The sequence below is a fragment of the Silvimonas sp. genome (assembly GCF_031291215.1).
GTDB lineage: Bacteria > Pseudomonadota > Gammaproteobacteria > Burkholderiales > Chitinibacteraceae > Silvimonas > Silvimonas soli.
Window position 1 is genome coordinate 225,898 of record NZ_JARLJK010000144.1, and the last position, 18,425, is coordinate 244,322.

An 18,425-nucleotide genomic window follows, 5' to 3' on the forward strand; every position below is an offset into this window, starting at 1 on the left:
CACACAGCTTTCACAGCATTTGCCGATACTGATCAACTTGTCAGCATCACCGTTTGGTCAATACGATGCAGCGTGAGGCAGACAATCAAGGAATTACGAGATGGATTACACCGGCATCATCATCGACAACAGCGTGGAGCCCAAGCGGGTTCCAGCCAGTCACGGCTGGCTCTGGATCACCGACGCGTTTCGGCTGTTTTTCCGCCATTGGTGGCAATGGCTCTTGCTGACTGCAATTACGTTGACGATTTTGATGGGCGTAATGCTGATCCCGGTGCTGGGCATGATTACGCCGGTGATCGCGCCGGTGTTGCTGGCTGGCATTGCCTGGGCCGCCAATGAATCCCGCGTCAACAACCGCGCGCCCGCAGTGCCGGATCTGTTCAACGGCCTGAAAACGCATGCGCGCAGCCTGTTGGGTGTCGGGCTGATTTACGCCATCGGCACCATGATTATCGTGATGATCCTCGGCGGCCTATCAGCCTTGCTGATTTCACCGGATCAGATCGCCGCCATTCGCAGTGCCGAAACCACGCATGAAATCCCGGATCTGGGTGCCGGTAGCCTGGTGTTCATCCTGCTATTTTTCTTTGGCATGCTGGTGATGAACAGCATTTATTTTTTTGCACCGCAGTTGGTCGTTCTGCGCAACATGCGTGCCGTTGAAGCCATGCGCACCAGCTATCTGGCGTTCTGGCGCAACTGGCTGCCGCTGACAGTTGCCGGCTTGATCCTGATGGTGCTGGCCGTTATTGCCAGCTTGCCCATGATGCTGGGCCTCATCATTTTATTGCCGGTGTCGCTGCTGTTTAACTACTGCTGCTATGCCGATGTATTTAGCGAATTTAGCGACATTCCTCCTCATCCATAAGGAAGTATCGTGCCTGAAAGTCCGTACAAGGGAAAAACCGGGGTACAACGCGTCTTCAATGCTCTGGGCTACTCGCTCGACGGGCTGAGCGCTGGCTGGAAAAACGAGGCCGCTTTTCGCCAGGTCGCGTTGCTGGGTTGTGTCGGGATTGTGGTGGCGTTCATCGTGCCACTACACGCCTGGGCGCGAGCCGTGGTGATCGCCAGCCACTTGCTGACGGTGATTGTGGAATTGCTCAACTCGGCCATTGAAGCCGCCGTCGATCACACCTCGCTGGAACGCCACGAACTGGCCAAGCGTGCCAAGGACCTGGGCAGCGCCGCCCAGTTGATCTGCCTGATCAATCTGGCAGCGATGTGGGCCTTGGGGCTCACTGGAACCTGACCGTACGACAAGTTCGAGTACCCAACAAAAAACCCCGCCAGTTTGCAGCTGCGGGGTTTTTGTTGGGCGTTGCTGATGCTTCAGGTACTACAAACGCGGATCAACCGTTGCGCTTGAATTCCTTGATCACATGCTGCTGGCGGCGGCTGACGGCCAAACGCTCCGGCACGTCTTTCAATACGGCGACCCAGTGGGTTTCACCGCCATTGGAAGGCATCTTTTCAAAGCCGACCAGCGATTCACGCGCCACCAGACAATTGCGGTGGATGCGCACGAAGCGGCTGCCAAATTCTTCTTCCAGCCGGGTCAGTGAATCCTCCAGCAAATACTCCCGTTCACGCGTGCGCAACGTAATGTATTTCTGCTCTGCCTTCAGATAACGCGCTTCGGCTACCGGAATCAGATGCAAACGGCCGCGCTCGGTCACACTGAAATGGCTGCGGGCATGCGAGGCCGGTTCGGCCTGGCTGCGCGCCTGGCGCAATTCCAGCACGCGGTTCAGCGCATCGAGCAAACGCTCGCGCCGGATCGGTTTGAGCAAGTAGTCTATCGCGCGTACTTCAAAAGCCGCAACGCCGTACTCTTCAAAGGCCGTAGCGAAGATAATTGCGGGCGGCTGGGACAACCCCTGCAACTCACGCGCCAATTCAATGCCGCTCATTTGCGGCATCTGTATATCGATAATGGCAGCGTCTGCATCAGCCTCGGCCAATTGGGCCAGCGCGGATACGCCATTGGTGGCTGTGCCAACAATCTCGATGGGGCATTCGCCCGATACATCGTTCAACACATCTTCCAGCCTGCGCAGAGCAGGCATTTCGTCATCCACCAAAAAAAGGCGAAGCGGCGTCGTCATGGGTGATCTCTCTGTATGGCACCACAATGTGTACTTGATAATAGTCGCTCGCTGCCTGAGTTGTCAGCGTAGCTTCAGCATCAAAATGCAATAGTAATCGCTCACGAATATTTTCGAGAGCCATCCCGTTGCCAACGTGCTCGCGAACAGCATCGGGCGGCGGCAGCGGATTCTTCACGTCCAGGTGCAATTGGTCGCGAAAACGGAAAACATGTACTTCAATTGGTGCGGGATTCAGCGCGGGCTCAACACCATGATAGACCGCGTTTTCGACAAGTGGCTGCAACATCAAAGGCGGCACTGCGGCATCGCCTGGCATGTTCTCGGTATTCCACTGTACTTTCAGGCGCGAACCCAGTCGCACCATCTCGATATTCAGATATCGCTTGGCCAGTTCGACCTCGCGATCCAGCCTTGAGAGCTGGCGATTGTCTTTCATGACCACGCGGAACAAATCCGCCAGATCTTCCAGCACTTGTTCCGCTTTGGCTGGCTCGTAACGAATCAGCGCCAGCACGGCATTCAAACTATTAAACAGAAAGTGCGGGCGAATCCGCGCCTGCAACGCAGCCAGCCTGGCCTCTGACAAACGCGGCGACAAGGCTCGCTGGCGCAAATGAAAATACTTCAGCAACGTCAGTGCGCTGGCCACCACGACCACGGCATTTGCCAATAGCGCGTTCCAGTTGGGCACGCCCAACATCAATAACCAGTGCCCGAAGGTGCCAGCCACCGCGACCAGCACACAGGTCGCCGCAACACCGCGCGAATATTCCAGTTTGGCCAGCAACGGGTTGGCCAAACCCAGCAGCAACAATGCCGGCAACATCGAGAATTCCAGCCACAACACCGCCGCGGCCAGATTCTGCGGCCACGCTTGCCAGCGTTCAAGCCCGATCAATGTATAGACGAACAGCGCCAGGTGTACAAACACCAGAATGCGCAGCAGGACTCCCATATTGCGAAAGTCAGGCAGCAGATCGGACTCGATAGATACGTTTGGATTCACGACGGATCAAGGTTCAGGCAAAAAGCAGTGGATACACTATAGCGGACCCACATTGCGGATTCGAACCATAGATTATGTCGCTGGCGCTGATTTTCACCCGGGCACTGGATGGACTCAACGCCAGGCCGGTTACAGTAGAGGTTCATCTTGCTAACGGGTTGCCTGCTTTTAATCTTGTGGGGTTGCCCGAAGCGGAGGTCAAAGAGAGCCGCGAACGGGTACGTGCGGCACTCACCGTAGCCGGTTTCGAGTTCCCGGCACGACGCATTACCGTTAATTTAGCACCCGCAGACCTACCCAAATCCTCTAGTCACTTCGATTTGCCGATTGCCGTCGGGATTCTGGCGGCAAGCGGTCAGTTACCGCGCGATACACTGGCGCAATACGAATTTGCAGGTGAACTGGGCCTTTCAGCCGAATTACGGCAGGTGCGCGGCGCGATTGCCTTGGCCAAAGCCGCAAGCCAGGACGGGCGCCAGTTGATCCTGCCCGCTGAAAGTGCGCCAGAGGGAGCGCTTTATCCCGGTGCAACCGTCTTATCCGCGCCACACTTATTGGCCATTTGTCGCCATTTCAGCCAAAACCAGCCGCTAGAGGCAGGTCGGCCACCCGAGGTCGGCGCCAGCGTTAGCTATCCCGACATGCGCGACGTGCGTGGGCAGCAGCAAGTCAAACGTGCGCTGGAAATTGCCGCTGCCGGCCAGCACAGCTTGCTGATGGCGGGCCCGCCAGGTACCGGGAAATCGATGCTGGCGCAGCGACTGCCGGGACTGCTGCCACCGCTGGATATCGACGACGCACTGGAAGCCGCCGCCGTGCGTTCGCTCACCCGCGCAGGTATGGATCCGCGCCAGTTTGGCATCAGACCATATCGTTCGCCGCACCACACGGCATCGGCGGTGGCGCTGGTGGGAGGCGGCTCCAACCCGCAGCCGGGCGAAATCTCACTCGCACATCACGGCATTCTGTTTATGGATGAATTACCGGAGTTTGATCGCAAGGTTCTTGAGGTTCTGCGCGAGCCACTGGAGAGCGGGGAGGTTCATATCAGCCGTGCCAATCACTCGGTGACCTTTCCGGCACGGTTTCAGCTAGTAGCGGCGATGAATCCCTGTCCATGCGGTTATTTTGGTCATCCCACCCGCGCTTGCCGCTGCACGCCCGACCAGATCAACCGTTACAAGGCCAGATTATCCGGGCCGTTCCTGGATCGGATCGATCTGGCAGTCGAAGTCCCGGCAGTAAACGAAGCTACCTTGATGGCCGCACCCGACGGCGAGAGCACCGTTGTGATTCGCGAACGTGTCATCCGTGCCTGGAATCTGGCTCGCCAGCGACAGGGTAAATCCAATGCCGCCCTCACAACTGCCGAGATTGACCGCTTTTGCACGCCCGATGAAGTAGCTCGCGCGCTGCTGCATACCGCGCTGCAGCGTCTTAATTTATCTGCCCGCAGTTTTCACCGGGTGCTAAAAATCGCTCGCACCATTGCTGATTTAACTGGCACCGAGCAAATCCGTTCCGATCATGTTGCTGAAGCGATCCAATACCGGCGTGGATTGGGCTAGCGACGGACACAACCAGCTGTTGCGCGGCATATCAATTAAGCTGGCGGCAGCGGGAGACGGTCAGGTTGGTGGGGGTTTCGACGATCACCGGCGCGGGTCGTGGCTGGGGAAAAGATTGCTCCAGAATATCCAGTCGGCGCTGCCAGGCTTGCGCCAGATCAGCCGGCACGCAACGGGCAATGGCTTTGCGAAACAACTGGAACACCACACCATGCGCTTCAGCAAAAATAGCTGGAAACTGCATGCCACTGTTGCCGCCACGACTCATGGACAGCCGCCAGGTTTCGCCATCCAGTACGGCGTACCAGAACTGCACCAGCCGACCTTTCAGCGGCCCTTCATCAGCAAACTGGTTAATACTCGTGGCAAAACGCGGATGCTGGCGCAACAGCGAAAGAAAATCGTCGACTACGTTTTTGATCGCCGGAATGCCGATCATGGATGCAAGCGCGTACATGGTATCTTCCAGTCCGTCTTATGAATTCGTATCGCTGAAAGACTTTCTGCCGCGGTAAACGTTCCTTTTAAACCCGACGGTAATGTACACATAACAATGGTGACCGGCAGCACAGCGGTTTGCCGCAGGACCGGCGTTTGCTAGACTTCGCCGCATCTTCCCGTAACTTGTCAGAACACCCGGTCGCCCCATGTCCACACCCCGCTATGATGAATCCGCTGTAAAAGTCCTCAAGGGCCTTGATCCGGTACGCCACCGTCCCGGCATGTACACCCGCACGGACAACCCGCTGCATATCTGCCAGGAAGTGATCGATAACGCGGCCGATGAGGCACTGGGCGGCTTTGCCACGCGGATCGACGTGGTGCTGTATCGCAACCAGACCTTGCGCGTGGCGGATAACGGTCGTGGGATTCCGGTGGGGATTCATCCGGAAGAAGGCGTTCCCACCGTGCAAGTGGTGTTCACCCAACTGCACGCGGGCGGCAAGTTCGACAAAAAAGACGGCGGCGCTTACGCGTTTTCGGGTGGTTTGCATGGCGTGGGTGTTTCGGTCACCAATGCGCTCTCTACCCGGCTGGAAGTTGAAGTCAAACGCGACGGCCAATTGAACAAACTGGCTTTCGCCAATGGTGACGTGGTCGAGCCGCTCACGGTGGCTGGCACTTGTGCAAAAAAGGACACCGGCACTGCCGTGTTTGTAGCGCCGGACCCAAAATATTTTGATGCGCCCAACATTCCGCAAGGTGACCTGGAGCATCTGCTCAAATCCAAAGCGGTGTTGCTGCCCGGTTTGATCGTTACCCTGAAACTGGAACAAGCCAACGGCGAATTCCTTGAAAAATCATGGAATTATCCAGATGGCCTGCCAGGCTATCTGGCTGAGCAACTTACTGGCTATGAATTGGTTATCCCGATTTTCCGCGGTGAGAAATACATCGAAGGCGCGGACGACACTTTCTCGCCCGGCGAAGGCTGCGCGTGGGCGCTGACGTGGAGCGAAGATGGCCCGACTTCGCGTGAGTCGTATGTGAACCTGATCCCCACACTGGTCGGTGGCACGCACGAATCAGGCCTGCGCGACGGTGTATTCCAGGCCGTGAAAACCTTCATGGAGTTTCATTCGCTCACGCCCAAGGGTGTGAAACTACTGCCGGAAGACTTGTTTAGCCGCGCTTCATTTGTACTGTCTGCCAAGGTGCTGGACCCGCAATTCCAGGGCCAGACCAAAGACAAACTGACCAGCCGGGATGGACTGAAACTGGTTTCAACCATGGTCAAATCGCCGTTCGAATTGTGGCTGAACGAGCATGTTGAGCTGGGTAAAAAGCTGGCGGAATTGTGTATCCGCGCGGCTCAAGCCCGGCAAAAGAACGCGCAGAAAGTCGAAAAGAAAAAGTCCAGCGGCATTGCCGTGTTACCCGGCAAGCTCACCGATTGCGCCAGCGATGAAACCGGCCGTTGCGAGCTGTTCCTGGTCGAAGGCGACTCGGCTGGTGGTTCGGCCAAGCTGGGGCGCGAGAAAGACTTCCAGGCCATTTTGCCGTTGCGCGGCAAGGTGCTGAATACTTGGGAAGTGGATCGCGACCAGATTTTCGCCAACAACGAAGTCCACGATATTGCGGTGGCCATTGGTGTGGACCCGCACACCATCAACGAGACACCCGATCTGTCCGGCCTGCGTTACGGCAAGATCATCATCATGTCCGATGCGGACGTAGATGGCTCGCACATTCAGGTGCTGTTGCTCACCTTGTTCTATCGCCATTTCCCGGGCCTGATCGCCAATGGTCATGTGTACGTGGCACAACCGCCGCTGTATCGGGTGGACGTGGCTGGCTCCGGCAAGAACAAGCCACCACGCAAGTTCTACGCGCTGGATGAAGGCGAAATGACGGCGATTCTGGACAAACTTCGTGCCGAGAAAGTACGCGAAGGCGCCTGGAGTATTTCACGCTTTAAAGGTCTGGGTGAAATGAATGCCAGCCAGTTGTTTGAAACCACCATGAACCCGGACACCCGCCGCGTGTTGCGCGTAGGTATCCCGGATGATGTCAGCCAGAACACGCGTGATCTGATGCATATGTTGATGGGCAAAAGCGAAGCGTCCAGTCGCAAAGCATGGCTGGAAGCGCGCGGTAACGAGGTCGAAGCGGACATCTGATACCGCCAGGCGCCCGGGGCCGCGCAATGCGGCCCTGACATGGCCTGTAATCGGCCATAATATAGCAACTTCATCTTCGGCTGGCTCACTCGAGAGCCAAGTGCTAACCCATTTATGGTTGCTGATATTTCCGTTTATCTCGCCGGGCCAGGCGTCTTCCGGCAGGATGCCGCGGTCTGGGGCTCCCGCCTGAAAACCGCTTGCGATATCCACGGACTGGTCGGGCTATTTCCGCTGGATAACGCCCTGCCAGCGTTGCCGGACGAGCGCAGCAAGCGCGAATGGATATTCCAGCAAAACTGTACAATGATCAGCCGCAGCGACTTGGTGTTCGCCGACATGCGCGCTTTTCGCAGTGCCAGCGAACCCGATTCCGGCACTGCGTTTGAAGTCGGTTTCGCCTTCGCCTTGGGCAAACCGGTGTGGCTATGGCTATCCGATGTCACCGCCGACACACCCATGTACAAGCGCATTCCCAGCGCGTTTAAACAACAAAATAGCTGGATGGATAACGACAACAACGCCATCGAAGACTTTGGCGTGCCGTTGAATCTGATGCTGTGGCAAGCGGCCACCGGCGTGATCGTCGCCAACAGCCCCGAACTGGCCATCGCTGAGCTGGTCAAGCGCGCCCGCCTGCCTGTGCTGCGCCATCGTTAGTATTTATCCAGCGGAATACGTAATTGCAGCAGCCCGCCAAACTGGGTTGCACCGTTACTTTGTTTGCGGATCACACTCGCCCCGACATTGGCCTGAATGTGGGTGCGCGGCACCATCCAGTTCACGCCGCCAATCAACCCGTTCAAAGTGTCAGCACGCGGGAAAGCCTGATTGATCGCCTGATCACCGGGATTCACTTGAGCGTGCAGGTAGCGGAAGGTGTATTGCTGCTGGTAGCGCCATTCTGTTGGTGTCCAGGTCAGATTGGCCGAAACCGATTTGCCATCGCCCCCCATCCAGCTCCCAATCGGCAACTGGTCCTGGTAATAGCCATCGCGGTAAGTCCAATGGTTATATGCCAGGCCGGATTGCCCTGCTTTGCGACCAAAGAAACGGTCGGTCTCACTGTCTGTGGCTTCAAGGTGCCATTGCAGGCGGTGGCTGCCCAGTGATTGCGCCATGCCGATGCCCGCCAACACCATATATTTCGATGGCAAATGGCCGGCTTCATCTTCGCCAATGGCTTGCCCATACAAGGTCACTGGATTACCGCCGATAAATGGCAAGGTATAGCGCAGATCAAAGCCCGCTAGCTCATCGCTGGGGTCGTCCTGTGCTGTCGCGGTATTGGAGTTGCCGCTCACCGCCTTCCAGAAGCCGCGCGCGTCGTTGGCCCGCCCGGCGCCGCCCCACATGATCATGCGCGAGGCACCCAACTCCAATCCACGCAATGGTCGTGCATAAACCCGCATGCCCGTAACCTGTGGATGGGCAATCACCTCGTCATGCTGAATCTGCCCCAAAAATAATTCGTAGCCCCACGGCCCTATCCACGATAACCACCGCGTCTGGAACGGTGCATCGCTGCCGTTGCGCAAACCGACGCCAGCGATAGCTGAGGCGTGATTGGACCAGATCAGACTATCGGACCAGCCCGGCCCCCACCAATGATCCAGTTGCCCCACATACAAAATCTGGCCAGCCACATTGAGCGCCGCGTAGCTACCTTGCAAATCGGTACGGCTCTGCCGGTCAGTAAGCGAAGAATTGAGTCCCCTCACTTCCAGATGAGCCGCAGCCACATCGTTACTGCCTTGCCCATAGACCGATGCCGCCTCTCGCGCCAGCGGTGTATTTTCAAAACCAGTAGCGCGTATTTTGCTGGTGTTGACGTCTAGCTCCGTACCCCACGAGTTTTGCGTAGCCGCTTCCACCGCCCGAACAACGCGCTCAAGCGTTGCATAATCTTGTGGGCTGGCCAGGCGGATGTTTCGGCGAGCGACAGCCTCGACCACGATGCTTGCTGGTAGCGGCCATGTAGAAGTTGATATGTCCAGTACGCCCCGATTGGCCAGCCACTCCAGATCTGCTCTTAGCGCGGCGTCACCGGCTTGCAACAAGACAGGTGAACTTCCCGGGTATGCGGCCTGAACGATGGTTCCGGCCAGCAGAGCAAACGTCATTAACAGGGTTTGAGACAAACGTATTTTGGAGGGCATCGCTGGCTATCCACGAGCAAATAGCGCGACCCTAATCGCGCACTATCGGCGGTAATATCGGAAGAATCTGTAAATGCCGATCCATCACGCTGATTTGTTCGTGTTGTGTTCCACGTGGAACATTCTGTGTTTCGTACACACATTCGGTAGCGGCGTGTTCAGCTTGCCCATCTCGCGGCTACAATGCCGACTGACTTGTTTTCATTGATCCTGGTGCCATGTCCGAAATCGAAGAACCAAACGATCTGCTTACCGAATCCACCACTGTTGAAGAGGTGCAAGTTGAGGCGGATCAGGGCGGCAACCGCCGCTATATTGCCGCGCAGGTGTCCGCTACCCTGCCCGACGACGGCGAGTCCGTGCAACTCGGCTTATACGCTGAAAAGAGTTACCTCGAATACGCAATGAGCGTGGTGAAAAGCCGTGCCCTGCCGCAAGTCGAAGATGGCCAGAAGCCGGTGCAGCGTCGCGTACTGTATGCCATGCATGAGATGGGTCTCACCGGCACCGCCAAGCCGGTGAAGTCAGCGCGTATCGTTGGTGAGGTACTGGGCAAGTTTCACCCGCACGGCGACCAATCGGCCTATGACGCATTGGTGCGCATTGCCCAGGATTTCTCGCTGCGTTATCCGCTGATTGATGGCCAGGGTAATTTCGGCTCGCGCGATGGCGATGATGCTGCGGCGATGCGCTACACCGAAGCGCGTTTGACACCCATTGCCGATCTGCTTTTGGCCGAACTGAACCAGGGCACCACCGATTTCATCCCCAACTACGATGGTGCATTTGAAGAGCCGGTATTGCTGCCCGCGCGCTTGCCGATGCTGCTGTTGAACGGCGCCTCCGGCATTGCCGTGGGGATGGCCACCGAGATTCCGTCGCACAATCTGGGCGAAGTAGCCGACGCAGCGATTGCCTTGATTCGTGATCGCTCGCTCGACGTGGCCGCTTTGATGCATTACATCCAGGGCCCGGATTTGCCTGGCGGCGGCCAGATTATTTCCGGTCAGCGCGATATCCAGGCCGCCTATGAAACCGGCCGTGGCTCGCTCAAGATTCGGGCCCGCTGGGAGAAAGAAGACCTCGCGCGCGGCCAGTGGCAGATGATCGTTACCGAGTTGCCGCAAGGTACGTCGTCGCAAAAAGTGCTGGAAGAGATCGAAGAACTCACCAATCCGAAGATCAAGAAAGGCAAGAAAGCGCTCACCCAAGAACAGATGCAGACCAAACAGCTGGTGCTGTCATTGCTGGATCGGGTGCGCGACGAGTCGGGCAAAGAACAGTCTGTGCGCCTGGTATTTGAGCCCAAGTCATCGCGCCAGAACCCGGATGACCTGATGAATGTGCTACTGGCGCATACGTCGCTGGAAACATCGCTGTCGATGAATCTGGTGACCATTGGCCGCGATGGTCGCCCGCAGCAAAAGTCGCTCAAAGCCTTGTTGAACGAGTGGGTCGATTACCGCTTTGTAACCGTGACTCGACGACTGAATCACCGTTTGGGTCAGGTGAACGATCGCATGCATATTCTGGAAGGCCGTTTGATTGTCTTCCTGAACATTGACGAAGTCATTCGCATCATCCGGCATAGCGACGAGCCCAAGCCTGCGCTGATCGAAGCCTTCAATTTGTCTGATCGCCAGGCCGAAGACATTCTCGAAATCCGTTTGCGCCAGTTGGCGCGGCTCGAAGGCATCAAGATTGAGCAAGAACTGGCGGCCTTGAAGATCGAGAAAGAAGAGCTAGAACATTTGCTGGGCAATGCTGGCGCGCTGCAAAAGCTCATCATTAAAGAGATCGAAGCCGATCGCAAAAAGTTTGCTGATCCACGCCGTACTTTGATTCTGGCCGCAGAAAAAGCTGTGCTGGAAGCCACCGTAGTGGACGAACCCACCACATTGGTTCTGTCTGAGAAAGGCTGGCTTCGCGCCCGCCAAGGTCACGGCCTGGATATCCAGAACCTGGCCTTCAAGGATGGTGACGCACTGCTGGCCGCCATAGAGTGCCGTACAGTCGACCAGGTGGCATTGTTCGGTACCGATGGTCGCGTGTATACCATCGCCGCCGCCAGCGTGCCTGGCGGCCGTGGCGATGGCATGCCAGTCACCACGCTAGTGGACCTGAACGCGCAAACACGCATCACGCAGATGGTGGTCGCCAAAGCGCAGGACTGGCTGGTCATAGCCAATACCGCGGGTTATGGCTTCACCTGCCAGTTCGAGAATTTGTTGTCGCGACAAAAAGCGGGCAAGAGCTTCATCACTGTGGAAGCTGGCGAAACCATCCTCAAGGTCACGCCATTTGTTCCACGTGAAACATCGCTGGTGGCGTGTTTGTCCAAGGGCGGTAAATTGCATCTGTTCCCGCTGGCTGAGTTCAAACAACTCACGGGCGGCGGCCGTGGCGTGATCACGATGGCGCTGGACGACAAAGATACACTGGCGGCGATTACCGTTTCTGATGGCAGCACACTTAAATTGACTGGCACTGGCCGCGGCGGAAAAGCTGTTGAACTGGTGCTGGATGCGAATGAGATGGCGCCGTACATTGGCAAGCGCGCACGTAAAGGCAAGCCGATCAACGCCGGGCTGAAATTCCCGGGATTCTGATCTCGCTATGACTGCGCCGTCATCCGATCTGCAATTGCTCTGGGCCAGTCTGGGCATACCCCCAGACTGGGTGGCAGCGCATGGCTTGCCTGTTTATGTCGAAGCACAAGCGCTGGAATTGGTGGAAATCCCCGCAGCAGTGTCGGGCAAAACCATGTTGCTCTCCCCTGCTGCGGCAAATGCCTGGCAGGAGATGCAGGCAGCCGCCGAGAGTGACGGCGTCTCACTGCTGCTGATTTCCGCTTGGCGCAGCATTGCGCGGCAAGCTGAGTTGATCAATAACAAGCTCGCCCAAGGCATGTCCATTGACGCGGTCTTGCAGCGACTAGCCCCGCCAGGATGTAGCGAACACCATACTGGGCGGGCCATCGATATCGCCACGTCGGATGCGCAGTCGCTAACGGAAGCCTTTTCCCAAACACCAGCTTTTGCGTGGTTAACAGCGAATGCCGGACGATTCGGATTCACGCTCTCTTTTCCACAAAACAATCCATATGGCTATATGTATGAGCCGTGGCATTGGTGCTTTCAGGTTTGAACTCACTTATCTTGCACAAATATAAAACGGCCCGTTTGGGCCGTTTTATATTTGGTCGTGCTGCGGTAGTCCCAGCTGGGCGCTTCATCTATCCATCCACTAAGCGCCGTTCATGCACTCAACATGCTGAGCGCATCCAGTGTAGTCCGCGCGCCCGACCAGTTCCGCTCGGCGCCATTCAATTGCTGGATTAACTGCGCGGCGCAGTCCTCCGGCGAAGCAACTGCGCTATCAAGCGTAAAATCGTAATCCATGTATTGATGCACCCGATTGAATTCCCAAGCCGCCAGCCCTGCTGCGCGGTCTGCTCGCTGCTTCTCCCGGCGGATGACTTCATCCAGCTCACATTGCACCCCGACCAGCGCCACCTGATATCCAGCCAGTTCGGTCAACAGCTCAAGCTTTTCACTCACGTCGCACCAGGCGTTATCTACCACCAGTTTGAGTCCGGCCTGCAACAGGCCAGGCAAGCAATAGTGATAGCCACGGACCAAGGCTTGCCAGTCGTACCCGTTGCGGGTGATGACATCGCCTTTTTGCATGCGTATCAGATCAGCAGCGGGCAATGTGTAAAGCACACTATCGATAGAAAAATTGAGATATTGCTCCGGCAGCAACTCCTGCAGGACATGGGCAATCGACGTTTTGCCGGAGGAACTGGTGCCATTCAGGACGATAACTTGCGGCAGTGTCATAGGCTTATTCAGGCATAAGCGGCAGGCACAATTCGTAATGCCCGCTCAGATACTGGTCTTCTTCGTAACGCTCCACCCGTGGCCGGGACGGATCGAGCACCACCTTGGCGTTGGCTACCCATGTCAGCATCAAATCACGCCAGCGCGGGCCGATATCGTCGTTGGGACCATGATGGCGAAACACCGCCCAGCGCCCGCCCTGTAATTTGTAATCACCCAGCCCACGCGGAATGCGGGTTTGCGGACTAATGATTTGCGCTGCATCGTAACGACGGCGGCCCGATGGCGTGGTGGCCGGATCGCTCCAGATCAAGCCATAGCGGCGTGCGGGAGCAATGCCGTACATGGTGCAGGTTTTACGAAAGCGCTTCCACAGCAAGTCCAGATTGCAACCGTACTCGCCCACCTCGCGGATATACACCACGCGTTCGGTATCCCAATGCTCGATGGTGATCCGTGCGTTTACTTCGGCAAAACTCCAGTGGTAATCCGCCGAGGTACCAGCGATCGCCGCGCCCGGTTTATATGAATGCTCGCCCAGATTGCGATCACGCCACGCATCTGCAGCCGGCGCGCCTTTGCGCCATTCACTCGGCGTAAAACCGAACTCACGATGAAACGCCCGGCTGAAGGTGGCCGCTGAAGAGAACCCCACTGTTAGCGCCACTTTGCCAATCGGCATTTTTGGCATCCACTGCAATATGGATGCCGCCGTTTCCAGTCGCAGCCGCCACAAGAACGCTTGCGGGGTAGTCGCATAACGCGATTGAAAGCGACGGACCAGATACCAAGGGGAATAGTGAGCTGCGTCGGCCAGATCGGCCAGCGTAAGCGGAGCGGAAAGGTCGCGCACCATGCGGTTGATTGCGCGTTCCAGTCGCAGGCAGGGAGTGGACATCGGGGTTTGTCCTTTACGTGTGGGGGCGTGCAGCCGGCTATTTTAGCAGCGCCTGCTCAAAGCGCCTACGCGCCCCGTCCGCTTTTAATGCACCAGGTTTGCAGGATGTTCCACGTGAAACATCCCGCAAACCATCTCACTTCACGCAGCAGGCGTTTCGGGCTTGGCGGCCTCTTCCTCTTCGCCGGTCCGCGCCCAGAACAAGCGGTCCGGGATGAACTGCCCCATTCCCGGCCGGAAAGCACGACTCAGAGCCTGCCAGGTGTATTCCTGAGCATCACGCACGGCCACGGGCAATTCCGCGCCGCTCGCCAGCGCGCCGGCAATGGCTGATGCCAGCGTACAGCCTGCACCGTGGTAACTGCCCGGCAATCGATCCCAGCTATCGCTGCGCGTACGACCGGCGCGGGAGAACAGCGTGTTGTTCACTTTGGGTGTGTTCTCGTGCGTGCCGGTGATCAACACGTATTCACAGCCACAATCGAGCAAGCGGCTGGCGGCGGCATCCAGCGCCAGCTCTTCCTGCTCGTCCGGATCATCCGAAGCCAGACGGCGGGCCTCGATGCTGTTCGGAGTAATGATCAAGGTATGCGGCATCAGCAATTCGCGCATCGCGTTGATCAATTCTTCGCCCGATGGCTCATCGTGGCCCGAATTGAGCACCGGCTCGAATACCAGCGGAATATCCGGGTAATCCGCCGCGATTTCGGCAATCACCGCCAGATTTTCAATACTGCCGACCATGCCCACTTTAATGGCATCGATCTGCATGTCTTCCAGAATGTAACGGGCCTGGTCCTGCAGCCAGTCCGGTTCAACCGGCTGGAACTCCTGCACACCGGTGGTGTCTTGCACGGTCAAGGCAGTCACCACCGGCAAGGGATGACAGCCCAAAGAAGCCAGTGTCAGAATGTCCGCGGCAAGGCCCGCGCCGCCTGAAGGGTCGTTTGCACCAAAGACAAGAACTAGCGGAGGTGTAGCAATCATGGGCGGGCAGCTATTATTTAATCAGGTAGAATTCTGATTCTAAACCAAGCAACAAAGTGGACCGCATGAAAAAATATATGTGCCTGATTTGTGGCTTCATTTATGACGAAGCCGAAGGCTGTGCCAACGATGGCATCGCCCCTGGAACCAAGTGGGAAGACGTACCGATCAACTGGACTTGTCCCGATTGCGGTGCACGCAAAGAAGATTTTGAGATGGTCGAAATCTGATCTTTGGCGATGCAAACGGCGCTGGCTTTTTGACCCAGCGCCGTTTTTTCATTTTTTCTGCCGGAAACAAGTCCACCATGCTTTGGGTCAAAGCCTTTCATATCCTGTTTGTAATCAGCTGGTTTGCCGGCCTGTTTTATTTGCCGCGCATCTTCGTCAATCTGGCCATGACCGACGATGCCACTACCAAAGAGCGCCTGCTGCTTATGGCAGGCAAGTTGTTGCGCTTTATGACACCGCTAGCCGTGCTGGCCATCGTCTTTGGCGTGTGGACATGGTCGTACTACCAGTTCTTCGCCGGCCCCGGCTGGCACTGGATGCACGCCAAACTGGCGCTGGTGCTGTTGCTGGTGATCTACCACGGCTGGTGCTTCAAACTGTTTAATGACTTCACTGCTGGCCGCAATCGCCACAGCCATGTGTGGTATCGCTACTTCAACGAGATCCCCGTGGTGGTACTGCTGGCGGTGGTGATCCTTGTCACGGTTAAACCATTCTGAACGCCGTCTGCCGCTAGTCATTATCGGATATAAGGATTGCCACCATGGCGCAGGAAATCGAAAGAAAGTTTTTGCTGAGTAGCGAGGACTGGCGTAACCAGGCAGAAAATGCCACTCGAATTGCCCAGGGTTATCTCAATGCCGACCCAGCCCGCACAGTTCGGGTACGGATCAAAGGCGAGCAAGGATTTTTGACCATTAAAGGTAAAAACGAAGGTATCACCCGCGCTGAATACGAATACCCGATTCCGCTGGGTGATGCGGCCGAATTGCTGCAACTGTGCCCCAATGTACTGGACAAAACACGCCACGAAATTCGCAATGGCGGATTTTTGTGGGAGATCGACGAATTTGCGGGTGACAACACCGGGCTGATCGTCGCCGAAATCGAACTACCCACCGCAGATACCGAATTTGTAAAACCTGACTGGCTCGGCACCGAAGTATCGGGCGACGCGCGCTATTACAACAGCGCCTTGTCCCTCACCCCATACAGCCGCTGGCCACGTTGAACTGGAGTCTCACGCATGTCTCGCAATACTGAATTGTTCCAGGCCGCCTGCAAACATATCCCCGGCGGCGTTAACTCCCCGGTGCGCGCCTTTGGCTCTGTCGGCGGCACCCCTCCCTTCATCGCTCGCGGCGAAGGCGCCTATGTCTGGGATGCTGATGGCAAACGCTATATTGATTATGTTGGCTCATGGGGCCCGCTCATTCTCGGCCACGCCCATCCACAAGTGATCGAAGCCGTGATCCAGGCCGCGCAAAATGGCCTGAGCTTTGGCGCCCCCACCGCAGCCGAAATCGAACTGGCCGACTTGCTGTGTGACCTGCTGCCAGCGCTGGGGCAGGTACGGCTAGTCTCGAGCGGCACAGAAGCCACCATGAGCGCAATTCGCCTGGCCCGCGGTTTCACTGGTCGTGACAAACTGATCAAGTTTGAAGGCTGCTATCACGGCCATGCCGACAGCCTGCTGGTCAAAGCGGGCTCCGGCCTGCTGACCTTCGGCAACCCTTCCTCCGCCGGCGTACCCGCTGCCGTGGCTGCCGACACCATCGTCCTGCCCTATAACGACGTCGCCGCGCTGGAAGCCGCCTTTGCCGAAAACAAAGGCAAAATCGCCGCGATCATCGTCGAGCCGTTTGCCGGCAACATGAACCTGGTTAAACCATCCGCCGAATTCGTCGCCGCCATGCGCCAGCTGACGCAGGATGATGACGCGGTACTCATTTACGACGAAGTCATGACCGGTTTTCGCGTAGGGCTGCGCTGCGCCCAAGGCCTGCACGGCGTAACGCCGGATCTGGTGACATTGGGCAAAGTCGTCGGCGGCGGCATGCCCCTGGCCGCCTTCGGTGGTCGCGCTGACATTATGGCCAAACTGGCGCCACTAGGCCCCGTGTACCAAGCTGGCACGCTCTCCGGCAACCCGGTCGCAGTCGCCGCCGGTCTAGCTACGTTGAAACTGATCCGCCAACCCGGTTTCTTTGAAAAACTCACTGCACAAACCAGCAAACTGGTTGATGGCCTGAACAAAGTAGCAAAAGACGCTGGTGAAACCTTCTGTGCGCATAGCGTTGGTGGCATGTTCGGCGTGTACTTCAGCGCTACTCCGCCGCAATCCTTTGCCGAAGTCATGGCTTCAGACCGCAACCGTTTCAACGCTTTCTTCCATGCGATGATGGATGAAGGTGTGTACCTGGCGCCATCGGCGTTTGAGGCGGGGTTTGTTTCGGCGGCGCATACGGATGAAGATCTGGCTGAGACTATTGCCGCTGCCCAACGGGTGCTTGGGCGAGGCTAACAGACACCACCGTTGGCAGCCAGCGGGGCCGTGACTAGTTATGGTTAACTCAAGACCTGGGCCCGGAGATATTCGGGCCGGTCTTGAATTCCAGTTCCATATAGGTGGCCACATCATGACCATTCAGGCGACCGGGTACAAAACCCGTCCGCTTGAGCGCATCGGCAATCAAATCAGCCGCATCCTGATCGCGTTCGTCATGCTGCAAGATACTCACCCGATAGACCATCCCCGACTCCAGTATGTAAACCCGAATACGAATAGGCTTGCCACTCCCCTGCAACGCCCTTTGCGCGGCGCTGATCAAGTTCGGCGCACTACGTGGTACTGGATGGATGTCCAGCGTCCCTGAATCGATAAAAGGCAGCGGCGGCTGTACCGCAATTTGAGCCGATTCATTCTTGATTGCCGAAGTCTCGTTTTGGGTCGGCTGAATATTTACCAAAGCGCCATTTGCCTCAGCCCCCCCCGCTTCTGGTATCGCACTGATGATTTCACCGGAGGAGTGCCTAATGCCAATAGCCTCCCGCACCTGCACTTGTTGCCTTATTACAACGCTGAACACTGGGTTATCCACCACTACAGGCGCGGACCCACCCTGCCAGGCTACATCGACCAGCAAAAACGAGTGACAAAAAAGAGAAAAACAAAGGGCAGAAAGAAATCTGCCCTTTGCTGGATCAAGTTTCAAACGA

At 57.0% G+C, this 18,425-nt stretch carries 19 protein-coding genes; 11 read left to right on the plus strand and 8 right to left on the minus strand.

The features are described from left to right. Positions 1–100 precede the first annotated feature (100 nt). Both P4L78_RS20345 and P4L78_RS20350 read left to right on the plus strand, forming a co-directional pair. Positions 101–871: a BPSS1780 family membrane protein gene (locus tag P4L78_RS20345; protein ID WP_283151333.1), complete on the plus strand. Its 771-nt coding sequence runs from the start codon at positions 101–103 to the stop codon at positions 869–871. A 9-nt stretch (positions 872–880) separates the two neighbouring features. After that, a complete protein-coding gene (locus P4L78_RS20350) occupies positions 881–1,255 on the plus strand; it encodes a diacylglycerol kinase (protein ID WP_283151334.1) in 375 nt (124 codons plus the stop codon). Positions 1,256–1,355: 100 nt separating this feature from the next. Here the strand turns inward: P4L78_RS20350 and P4L78_RS20355 are convergent, their stop codons facing one another. Together P4L78_RS20355 and P4L78_RS20360 are read right to left on the minus strand one after the other, a co-directional pair. Next, the gene (locus tag P4L78_RS20355; RefSeq protein WP_283151335.1) at positions 1,356–2,072 is read right to left on the minus strand and encodes a LytTR family DNA-binding domain-containing protein; all 717 of its coding nucleotides are present in this window, start codon (positions 2,070–2,072) and stop codon (positions 1,356–1,358) included. A 4-nt stretch (positions 2,073–2,076) separates the two neighbouring features. Then, a complete protein-coding gene (locus tag P4L78_RS20360) occupies positions 2,077–3,120 on the minus strand; it encodes a histidine kinase (RefSeq protein WP_309330319.1) in 1,044 nt (347 codons plus the stop codon). Between the two features lie 74 nt (positions 3,121–3,194). On the opposite strand from P4L78_RS20360, the gene P4L78_RS20365 reads away from it, so the two are divergent. Continuing rightward, a complete protein-coding gene (locus P4L78_RS20365) occupies positions 3,195–4,688 on the plus strand; it encodes a YifB family Mg chelatase-like AAA ATPase (protein ID WP_309330321.1) in 1,494 nt (497 codons plus the stop codon). A 31-nt stretch (positions 4,689–4,719) separates the two neighbouring features. Here P4L78_RS20365 and P4L78_RS20370 read toward each other — a convergent pair whose 3' ends face one another. Continuing rightward, a complete protein-coding gene (locus tag P4L78_RS20370) occupies positions 4,720–5,145 on the minus strand; it encodes a hypothetical protein (protein ID WP_283151350.1) in 426 nt (141 codons plus the stop codon). 190 nt (positions 5,146–5,335) lie between these two features. Between P4L78_RS20370 and parE the strand changes: the two genes are divergently transcribed. Together parE and P4L78_RS20380 are read left to right on the plus strand one after the other, a co-directional pair. Beyond that, the gene (gene parE / locus P4L78_RS20375; protein ID WP_309330323.1) at positions 5,336–7,309 is read left to right on the plus strand and encodes a DNA topoisomerase IV subunit B; all 1,974 of its coding nucleotides are present in this window, start codon (positions 5,336–5,338) and stop codon (positions 7,307–7,309) included. 114 nt (positions 7,310–7,423) lie between these two features. Beyond that, positions 7,424–7,969, plus strand: coding sequence for a nucleoside 2-deoxyribosyltransferase (locus tag P4L78_RS20380; RefSeq protein ID WP_283151352.1), 546 nt, complete (start codon positions 7,424–7,426; stop codon positions 7,967–7,969). Here P4L78_RS20380 and P4L78_RS20385 read toward each other — a convergent pair. Further along, entirely contained in the window at positions 7,966–9,468 is a 1,503-nt protein-coding gene (locus tag P4L78_RS20385; RefSeq protein ID WP_309330326.1) for a capsule assembly Wzi family protein, read from the minus strand. The two genes, P4L78_RS20380 and P4L78_RS20385, sit on opposite strands and share 4 nt — an antisense overlap. Before the next feature lie 218 nt (positions 9,469–9,686). Here P4L78_RS20385 and parC point away from each other — a divergent pair, with 218 nt between their 5' ends. Further along, positions 9,687–12,077: a DNA topoisomerase IV subunit A gene (gene parC, locus P4L78_RS20390; RefSeq protein ID WP_309330328.1), complete on the plus strand. Its 2,391-nt coding sequence runs from the start codon at positions 9,687–9,689 to the stop codon at positions 12,075–12,077. A gap of 7 nt (positions 12,078–12,084) precedes the next feature. Beyond that, positions 12,085–12,615, plus strand: coding sequence for a M15 family metallopeptidase (locus P4L78_RS20395; RefSeq protein ID WP_309330330.1), 531 nt, complete (start codon positions 12,085–12,087; stop codon positions 12,613–12,615). A gap of 110 nt (positions 12,616–12,725) precedes the next feature. Here the strand turns inward: P4L78_RS20395 and P4L78_RS20400 are convergent, their stop codons facing one another. The 3 genes from P4L78_RS20400 to P4L78_RS20410 form a co-directional block, all read right to left on the minus strand. Beyond that, on the minus strand, positions 12,726–13,310 hold the full coding sequence (locus P4L78_RS20400; RefSeq protein ID WP_309330332.1) for a phosphotransferase-like protein: 585 nt from the start codon (positions 13,308–13,310) through the stop codon (positions 12,726–12,728). 4 nt (positions 13,311–13,314) lie between these two features. Next, entirely contained in the window at positions 13,315–14,208 is an 894-nt protein-coding gene (locus tag P4L78_RS20405) for a helix-turn-helix domain-containing protein (RefSeq protein ID WP_309330335.1), read from the minus strand. A 141-nt stretch (positions 14,209–14,349) separates the two neighbouring features. After that, on the minus strand, positions 14,350–15,195 hold the full coding sequence (locus P4L78_RS20410; protein WP_309330337.1) for a hydroxymethylpyrimidine/phosphomethylpyrimidine kinase: 846 nt from the start codon (positions 15,193–15,195) through the stop codon (positions 14,350–14,352). A 65-nt stretch (positions 15,196–15,260) separates the two neighbouring features. On the opposite strand from P4L78_RS20410, the gene P4L78_RS20415 reads away from it, so the two are divergent. From P4L78_RS20415 to hemL, 4 genes are all read left to right on the plus strand, one after another. Next, positions 15,261–15,425, plus strand: a complete 165-nt coding sequence (locus P4L78_RS20415; RefSeq protein WP_283151359.1) for a rubredoxin — start codon at positions 15,261–15,263, stop codon at positions 15,423–15,425. A 77-nt stretch (positions 15,426–15,502) separates the two neighbouring features. Then, positions 15,503–15,925: a CopD family protein gene (locus tag P4L78_RS20420; RefSeq protein WP_309330339.1), complete on the plus strand. Its 423-nt coding sequence runs from the start codon at positions 15,503–15,505 to the stop codon at positions 15,923–15,925. Positions 15,926–15,969: 44 nt separating this feature from the next. Then, positions 15,970–16,437 carry a CYTH domain-containing protein gene (locus tag P4L78_RS20425; protein ID WP_309330341.1) on the plus strand — a complete coding sequence of 156 codons (468 nt, stop codon included), beginning with the start codon at positions 15,970–15,972 and terminating at the stop codon, positions 16,435–16,437. 15 nt (positions 16,438–16,452) lie between these two features. Then, a complete protein-coding gene (hemL, locus tag P4L78_RS20430) occupies positions 16,453–17,730 on the plus strand; it encodes a glutamate-1-semialdehyde 2,1-aminomutase (RefSeq protein WP_309330343.1) in 1,278 nt (425 codons plus the stop codon). Positions 17,731–17,779: 49 nt separating this feature from the next. Here hemL and P4L78_RS20435 read toward each other — a convergent pair whose 3' ends face one another. Next, the gene (locus tag P4L78_RS20435) at positions 17,780–18,421 is read right to left on the minus strand and encodes a hypothetical protein (protein ID WP_309330345.1); all 642 of its coding nucleotides are present in this window, start codon (positions 18,419–18,421) and stop codon (positions 17,780–17,782) included. Between the last annotated feature and the right edge of the window lie 4 nt (positions 18,422–18,425).